Source organism: Burkholderia sp. BCC1985 (assembly GCF_905339915.1).
Taxonomy (GTDB): domain Bacteria; phylum Pseudomonadota; class Gammaproteobacteria; order Burkholderiales; family Burkholderiaceae; genus Burkholderia.
Window position 1 is genome coordinate 1 of sequence record NZ_CAJPGY010000088.1, and the last position, 7,955, is coordinate 7,955.

Annotated in this window: 7 protein-coding genes and 1 pseudogene; 2 read left to right on the plus strand and 6 right to left on the minus strand. The window is 66.5% G+C overall.

Annotation, left to right across the window (positions count from 1 at the left end; all coding sequences use genetic code 11):
- A partial coding sequence (gene glyA, locus U4Z31_RS36570; protein WP_321812956.1) for a serine hydroxymethyltransferase occupies window positions 1-808 on the plus strand: 808 nt, incomplete at its 5' end.
- 123 nt (window positions 809-931) lie between these two features.
- Here the strand turns inward: glyA and U4Z31_RS36575 are convergent.
- Entirely contained in the window at window positions 932-2,464 is a 1,533-nt protein-coding gene (locus tag U4Z31_RS36575) for an amino acid permease (RefSeq protein ID WP_124489854.1), read from the minus strand.
- Window positions 2,465-2,872: 408 nt separating this feature from the next.
- Window positions 2,873-3,883, minus strand: coding sequence for a GlxA family transcriptional regulator (locus tag U4Z31_RS36580; protein ID WP_321812957.1), 1,011 nt, complete (start codon window positions 3,881-3,883; stop codon window positions 2,873-2,875).
- An 88-nt stretch (window positions 3,884-3,971) separates the two neighbouring features.
- Here U4Z31_RS36580 and U4Z31_RS36585 point away from each other — a divergent pair, with 88 nt between their 5' ends.
- Complete coding sequence (locus tag U4Z31_RS36585; RefSeq protein WP_321812958.1) at window positions 3,972-5,087, plus strand: DJ-1/PfpI family protein; 1,116 nt, start codon at window positions 3,972-3,974, stop codon at window positions 5,085-5,087.
- Window positions 5,088-5,341: 254 nt separating this feature from the next.
- Here the strand turns inward: U4Z31_RS36585 and U4Z31_RS36590 are convergent, their stop codons facing one another.
- From U4Z31_RS36590 to U4Z31_RS36605, 4 genes and pseudogenes are all read right to left on the minus strand, one after another.
- Window positions 5,342-6,826, minus strand: a complete 1,485-nt coding sequence (locus tag U4Z31_RS36590) for an aminotransferase class V-fold PLP-dependent enzyme (RefSeq protein WP_321812959.1) — start codon at window positions 6,824-6,826, stop codon at window positions 5,342-5,344.
- A 268-nt stretch (window positions 6,827-7,094) separates the two neighbouring features.
- Window positions 7,095-7,409, minus strand: a complete 315-nt coding sequence (locus U4Z31_RS36595) for a TrfB-related DNA-binding protein (protein ID WP_044848364.1) — start codon at window positions 7,407-7,409, stop codon at window positions 7,095-7,097.
- Window positions 7,410-7,427: 18 nt separating this feature from the next.
- The gene (locus U4Z31_RS36600; RefSeq protein WP_321812960.1) at window positions 7,428-7,685 is read right to left on the minus strand and encodes a PAAR domain-containing protein; all 258 of its coding nucleotides are present in this window, start codon (window positions 7,683-7,685) and stop codon (window positions 7,428-7,430) included.
- Between the two features lie 71 nt (window positions 7,686-7,756).
- Window positions 7,757-7,955 (minus strand): annotated as a pseudogene (locus U4Z31_RS36605) (virulence factor); the annotation flags it as partial.

Here is a 7,955-nt window from a genome sequence, read left to right on the forward strand (position 1 = left end):
CCTGAACGAACAGGAAGACATCGACTACGACGCGGCCGAGAAGCTGGCTAACGAGCACAAGCCGAAGCTGATCGTCGCGGGCGCATCGGCGTTCGCGCTGAAGATCGACTTCGAGCGTCTCGCGAAGATCGCGAAGTCGGTCGGTGCGTACCTGATGGTCGACATGGCGCACTACGCGGGCCTGATCGCAGCGGGCGTGTATCCGAACCCGGTGCCGCACGCGGACTTCGTCACGACGACGACGCACAAGAGCCTGCGCGGCCCGCGCGGCGGCGTGATCCTGATGAAGTCGGAATACGAGAAGCAGATCAACTCGGCAATCTTTCCGGGCATCCAGGGCGGCCCGCTGATGCACGTGATCGCGGCGAAGGCGGTGGCGTTCAAGGAAGCGCTGTCGCCGGAGTTCAAGGAATATCAGCAGAAGGTCGTCGAGAACGCACGCGTGCTGGCTGAAACGCTGGTCAAGCGTGGCCTGCGGATCGTGTCGGGCCGCACGGAAAGCCACGTGATGCTGGTGGACCTGCGCGCGAAGAACATCACGGGCAAGGCAGCGGAAGCGGCACTCGGCGCGGCGCACATCACGGTGAACAAGAACGCGATCCCGAACGATCCGGAAAAGCCGTTCGTGACGAGCGGCATCCGCCTCGGTTCGCCGGCGATGACGACGCGCGGCTTCGGACCGGCGGAAGCGGAGAAGGTCGGCAACCTGATCGCCGACGTGCTGGAAGCACCGGAAGATGCCGCGACGATCGAACGCGTACGCGGTCTGGTCGCGGAGTTGACGCAGCGTTTCCCGGTCTACGGCTGAGACGCGGCAATCGGGTTCGACTGCCGACGCGGTTGAACCTCGCTCGTTCCGAAGCGATGTAAAAAAATCCGGCTCGCACACCGCGAGCCGGATTTTTTGCGCTGTGTGCGAATCGGTGCCGCGTCACACGGTCGGATCGACGTTCGCCTCGAGTTCGCGAATACGCTCGTCGTTACGCGTGTCCTTGAGCACCGGCGGCCCGGCGAAGGACTTGCGCACGCCGAACCCGTACCAGATCACCATCAGCACGCCCACGAATGCGACGAGCACGTAGAGCACCTTCTCGTTCGGCGGCTGGATGCCGACGTACGCGAGCACGCACGCGCCCACCAGCGCGAGCAGCGCGCACGGCTTCGACCAGATGCCCAGCTGGAACGGGCCCTTTTCGGTCCACGTGCGCCCTTCGGCGAGCATCCCGGAACCGATCGGCATCGCATACGAGATGAACAGGAACACGGCGCTGCCCGCGCTCAGTACCGAGAACGCGTCGCCGTACAGCGTGACGACGATCGCGAGCACCGCGCAGGTCCAGATCGCGGGGCCGGGCGTCCGGTGATTGTGATTCACGCTGCGCAGCAGCTTCGACGCCGGCAGCCCGCCGTCGCGCGCGAACGCGTACATCATCCGCGACGTCGACATGATCGCGGCGAGCCCGCACACGTAGTTGATGAAGAACATCGCGAGCTCGAGGCAGACGCGCAAGGTCTTCGGGATCGGCGCGAGGATCGCTTCGAAGAAGCCGGTGCCCTGTTTCATCGCGGCGGTCAGGTCGGGCATGACCAGCACGAACGTGCACACCATCACGTAGCCGAACACCGCGGACCAGAACACCGAGCCGATGATGCCGCGCGGCACGTTCTTCGCCGCGTCGTGCGTTTCTTCCGACGTATGCGCGGACGCGTCGAAACCGGTGATCGTGTAGGTCACCAGCAGCAGGCCGGACAGGAACGCGAGCGGCGTGGTCTGCTTCGGCCAGGCGCCGCCGTCGACGCCCGTGTAGTTGGTGAAGGTGACGAGCCGATGCAGGTCGAACGTGACCGGCGAGTAGACCAGCAGCGACACGACCAGCGCGATCGTCACGACGAAGATCAGGTAGCCGGACAGGTCGGTGATCTTGCTCGCGATCCGGATGCCGCGTGCGTTCAGGATCGCCTGCGAAATCGTGATGACCGTGATGAACGCGGTCTGATGCCACCACGTCAGGCTGTCCGGACCGACGCCGAACATCGGTGCGATCAGCGTCTTGAAGAACGGATCATAGGTGCCGAAGTTGATCGCCGCGATCACGAAGATCAGGCCGATCAGGTTGAGCCACGCCGTCATCCACCCCCATTTCTTCCCGCCGAGGATCGCGCCCCAGTGATAAAGGCCGCCGGCGGTCGGAAACGCGGACGCGATCTGCGACATCGACACCGCGACGATCAGCGCGAACAGCGAGCCGAGCGGCCAGCCGAGGCCGACCGAGGCGCCGCCGGCCGCGGAGAACGCCAGTTGAAACGCGGTGATACCGCCCGACAGAATGCAGATCACCGAAAACGACACGGCGAAGTTCGAGAAGCCGTTCATGCGTCTCGACAGCTCCTGCGCATATCCCATCTTGTGGAGGAGGCTTACGTCGCTGTCGATACCTGCATCAGGCTGGATTTTCGCATCCATATTCGCTCCGTCACGTATGTCCTGCGAGGCAGGACCGTCATCGCTGCCCGGGCCCGGTGCTGCGGCCCGCTCCTGGAATTCGTCGGCGGGCACGCGCTGTCATGCATCGATGGCGGTCGCGTATCCGGTCCGATACGGAACGGTATGAAGCCAAATCTCGCGGCGATATCGGATTTCGGCAATCCGGTGAAACTCCGGACGGGTGCACCGTTCGGGGGCATCGCATGGCGGGCTGAATATTTGTAAGGAATCCATGCGGATCGGGATGATCCGTACTTGTCGAAATGCGACAGCCGGGGAAAAAGTGCGCTCCCGTGAAGGGCGACATGGCCCGCAATCGCTTTCTGAAGTCGATCGCGCCCCGTGTCGCAATCCCGTGAGTCGGCCCGGCAGGGAACCTGGAGCGGCCTACTCGGCTTTCTGCTTGCCGGGTTTCCGTCCGAACCGCGCACGGTAGTCGCGCGGCGATATCCCGACCCGCTTCGCGAATGCACGTTGCAGCGCATCCACGCTGCCGAACCCCGAACGTTCCGCGACCCGTTCGAGCGGCCAGTCTGCCCGCTCCAGCAGCGCCTTCGCGCGCTCGACGCGTGCGGCCAGCACGAATTGCGCGGGCGGGAGCCCCGCCTCCTTGAGGAAATTGCGCGCAAACGTGCGCTCGCTCATGTGCAGGCGCGCGGCCAGCGCGGCGACGCCGAGGTCGCCGGTCGGGTCGTCGGCGATCGACGTAAGCAGCGCGCGCATCGGTGGCGTCGCGTTTGCCTGGATGTCGAGACCGACGCTGAACTGCGTCTGTCCGCCGGGACGGTGCATGAAGAGCACGAGCTCGCGCGCGACCGCGAGCGCGGTCGGCGCGCCGCAGTCGGCCTCGACGAGTGCGAGACACAGGTCGATGCCGGCCGTCACGCCGGCCGACGTATGAAACGGCGGATCGCTCACGTAGATCGCATCCGGCTCGACCCCCACGTCGGGGCAAAGCGCCTGCAGCGTCGCACACTGATTCCAGTGCGTGGTGGCGCGCTTGCCATCCAGCCATCCGCCCGCGGCGAGCACGAACGCGCCCGTGCAGATGCTTGCGATCCGCCGCGTGCCCGCGATCCGCGTGCGCAGCCAGGGCAGCACGCCGGCGTTCGACGCCGCGTGCCGCAGCGCCGCTTCGCTGCCGCCTGCGACGATGATCGTGTCGATGGGCTCGGGCAACGCCGCAAGCGCGGTCGGGCCGGCAAGACGCAGGCCCGCGTGCGTGACGATGTCGTTGCCGTGTTGCGATGCGAGCGTGAGCCGATAGCGCGGGACATGCCCGGGAAGATGGCGGTTCGCGACCGCGAACACTTCCATCGGGCCGGTGATGTCGAGTGACTGGACGCCTTCGAAGCCGACGACGACGATGTCGCGTGCCGGACCGGTTGACTGGGGCATGGCGGAAAGTGCGGTGGAGTTGTCCTTGTGACCGCGTGCATGATCCTTGTAATTTTCCGCACATGCAATCGATTGACGCGGGTGGGCGATGCGGGAACGGAACAGAAACGGGGCGATGCGCGTGGCGGTTGCGCTGCTCGTATGCGCGGTGCTGGGCGCGTGCATGTCGGGGCAGTCGGGGCCGTCGGCCGCGCACGGCGCACGAACGGTCACGCAAACGCTGAGCGTGAACGCACCGAAGGCGGGCCGCACGCGGCCGCTCGTTGCGATCGTCGCGGACAATGCCGGAACTGAGACGACCGATTTCATCGTCCCGTACGCGATTCTGAAGGCGTCGGGCGCGGCCGATGTCGTGGCCGTGTCGGCCGACGCCGGCGCCGTCGAACTGATGCCCGCGCTGCGGATCCTGGCCGATACGACGTTCGATCGGTTCGACGCGGACGTGCCCCTCGGCGCGGACGTCGTGATCGTGCCGGCCTTGCATCGTGCCGACCGGCCGGCCGTGCTCGCGTGGCTGCGCAAACAGGCCGCTGCCGGCGCCACGATGGTGGCGATCTGCGATGGCGCGGCCGTGCTCGCGAACGCCGGGCTGCTGCGCGATCGCATCGCGACCGCGCACTGGTATTCGCGCGACGGGCTGCGTCGCCGTTTTGCCGATACGGCGTGGGTCGACGATCGCCGCTACGTGATGGACGGCAACGTGATGACGACGAGCGGCGTGTCGGCGTCGATTCCCGCGTCGCTTGCGTTGGTGAATGCGCTGGCGGGGCCGGTGGCCGCGCGCGAAACGGCACGCGACATCGGCGCGCACGGATGGAGCGACGTTCACGACGGCAGCCGGTTCGGGTTGACCGCGCGCGCCGTGGCGACTGCACTGACGAATCGCGTCGCGTTCTGGCGGCATCGGACCTTCGATCTGCCTGTCGCGAGCGGATTCGACGAACTTCCGGTTGCGCTCACCGCGGATGCGTGGGCGCGGACGTGGCGCAGCGACATCGTCGCAACGGCGGACGCGCACGTGATCGAATCGAAGCACGGGCTGCGCTTGCTGACGCAACCGGCCGATGCCGGCCACGCGCGCGTGACGATTCCGGACGGGCGGCGCGGCGAAGCGGTGCTGCCCGGTGTGCTCGGCGACGTCGCGGCGCGCTACGGCGACGCGACGTCGGACTGGGTGGCGCTGCAACTGGAGTATGCGAAGTAGCGGCTGCCGGGCTTGCACGTCGCCAGATGCAAACAGGGCCTCCGACGCCGGAACGGACCCGAGCGGGATGATGTCCCGATCGACGAGCCCGGCCTGTGCCAGCGGACATGCGCGCAGCACTTCGCGCGCACTTCGCGCTTTCCACCGACTTGCATTCGGCGTTTGATCGCGACGCCCGGGCGGCCACGCGTCGAAACGTCGGTTTCGAGCATGAACGTGGACGCGCGCGATGCTTCGTTACATGCGGGCTGCGCTCAGACCGTTGCCGTGCGCCGCGCCGTCAGCCGGTTCCACAGCATCCCGGCGCGGCTTCCGCTTCGACAATAGGCGAGCACCGGCTTCGGCAGCGCGTCGACCAGCGCGCCGAACGCGTCGACTTCCGCATCGTCGATCCGGTCGCGTTCGACCGGCAGATAGCGCGCGTCGAGGCCCAGTTCGCGCGCAGCGGCGGCGATTGCCTCGAATGCCGGTTGATCGGCGCTTTCGCCGTCCGGCCGGTTGCAGATCACCGCGCGAAAGCCGGCGCTGCGGATCGCTTTCAGGTCCGCCGGCGTGATCTGTCGCGATGCGGTGAACCCGGTCGCTGCCGCGGCCCGGCATTGCTCGAGTGCGCGCGCGAAACATGCGATCGCGAAATCGACGTCCTGTTCCGTCGTGAAACGGCCGAAGCTGATCCGCACCGTGCGGCCCGCGGCTTGCTCGTCGAGGCCGATCGCGGTCAGCACGTGGGACGGCGCGCCGCTGGTCGAGTTGCATGCGGAGGTCGACGACACGGCGAGTGCATCGCCGAGCATGAACGGGAAGAAGCCCGGCACGTTCACCGTGAGGCTCAGCGTGTGCGGGATGCGGCGTGCCGCTGCCGCGTTGTGCGTGACGTCGCCGAGCGCGAGCAGCGCGTCCTTCAGGCGTGCGCTGAGTGCCGCGATCCGCGTGGCTTCGCGCTCGAGTTTCTCGGCGGCCAGTTCGCACGCCACGCCCATGCCGACGATCTGGTGCGTCGCGAGCGTGCCCGAGCGCAGGCCGCGCTCGTGCCCGCCGCCGTGGATCTGCGGCGCGATGCGCTCGGCGATCTCGCGGCGGACGAACAGCGCGCCGATGCCCTTGGGGCCGTACACCTTGTGCGCGGACATCGACAGCAGGTCGATGCCGAGCGCGCGCACGTCGATCGGCGTCTTGCCGAGCGCCTGCGCGGCGTCGACGTGCAGCAGCGCGCCGGCCGCATGCACGATGCGCGAGATCGCGCCGATGTCGGTCAGCGTGCCGAGTTCGTTGTTGACGAGCATCAGCGACACGAGGCCCGTATCGGGGCCGATCGCCGCGGCCACGGCGTCGACGGTGATTTCGCCGTCGGCGGTGGGTGTCAGGTAGGTCGCGGTCATGCCGCGCTTCGACAGGTTCGCCATCGTGTCGAGGATCGCCTTGTGTTCGATGCGGCTCGTGACGAGGTGGCGCTTGCCGGTCGCGGTCTCCGCGTAGCCCTTCAGCGCGAGGTTGTTCGATTCGGTGGCGCCCGAGGTCCAGACGATCTCGTCGGCCTGCGCGCCGATCAGCGCGGCGACCTGCGCGCGTGCGTGCTCGACCTTTTCCTTCGCGAGCCGGCCGGCGGCGTGCGAACTCGACGCGGGATTGCCGAAGATGCCGTCGGCACCGAGGCAGGCCGTCATCGCTTCGATCACGCGGGGATCCGCGGGGGTGGTGGCTGCGTAGTCGAGGTAGTGCAGCGGGGTGGTATCGCTCATGTCCTTCTCTGGTTCTTTCTCTTCGGAATGGGAGAAATGATACGAGGGAGGACGGGGAAAAAGGATCCAAAGTTGGCTGTGAATTCAGAGCGATGTGGAATAACGTTTTCTTTTTGTTTGATATGGGGGAATTTGTTTTCGTCTGGGCCTGATAGAAGATCGGGAATTGTTCATGCGGATGCCGGCGCGGCCGGGCGCTGCCGGCGGGCGTTGCCCGGCCTGCCTGCGACGTATCGGATGTCCGTGAACGCCTTGAGGGGCGCGTCGATCACGTCAACTCGTCTTGATCGGGCTGATTCGATAAACGATGCGCGTCCTGCACCCAGGCATGCAGCGCTTGTTCATATTTCGTCGGGATCGTAATCGTGAGCGTGGTGAGGTGCGTGACGTTGCCCGGTAGTTCCAGATACCGCTGCCACGCCTTGCGAACGAGCTGCGACATTGCCGAGCGGTTCATACCCAGTTTCGCGGCCAGCTCGCGCTGTGGGCGGCCCTTCACGAAAATCTCGTGCAGGGCCCATTGGTTCAACGGTTTGATCCGGGTATCTTGAAGCCGCAGCAGCTGGAACTGTTCGGCGGTCATGCGTCGTATCTTCAGCATTCAGGGGTGCCCGGAGCTCGGAATGGAAGAAATGAGCGTCGCGCCGCACGAAGTCTTGTGACCGTCGAATGCGGCGGCCCGACCTTCGACGTTGAAGGCAGCGTCGCCGGCGGCAATCGTGCAGGCGCCGTGGATCGGACACGAACACGTGTCGCCGAAGCGCGCGACCGCGCGCCCCATGACCTTGCTGATGTCGGCGCCGGACTCGACCCGGCCGCCGTGGGTATGGCTGTCGCCTACCCGGATGATTCCTCGCATGTGACTCGTCCTCTCGATGATTCGCGCGGCATTGGTGTTTTGCTCGCCACATGCCGCGGTGCTGGTTTGCATCACCACGAATAGCCTTGCATGCCGTAGTCGGTGTCGTGTCGGCGTCCCCACCAGGGGAGGTACGCGTTGTTGCCGCCGCGTGCGCGGAACCAGTCCTTGGCGGGATCGATCGGGGTGAGCTTCGATGGTGGTCTGACGACGACGGCGACAGGGTGCTCGGGGTCGGTCGTGCCTGCGACCAAGGCGTTGCCGCCGAAA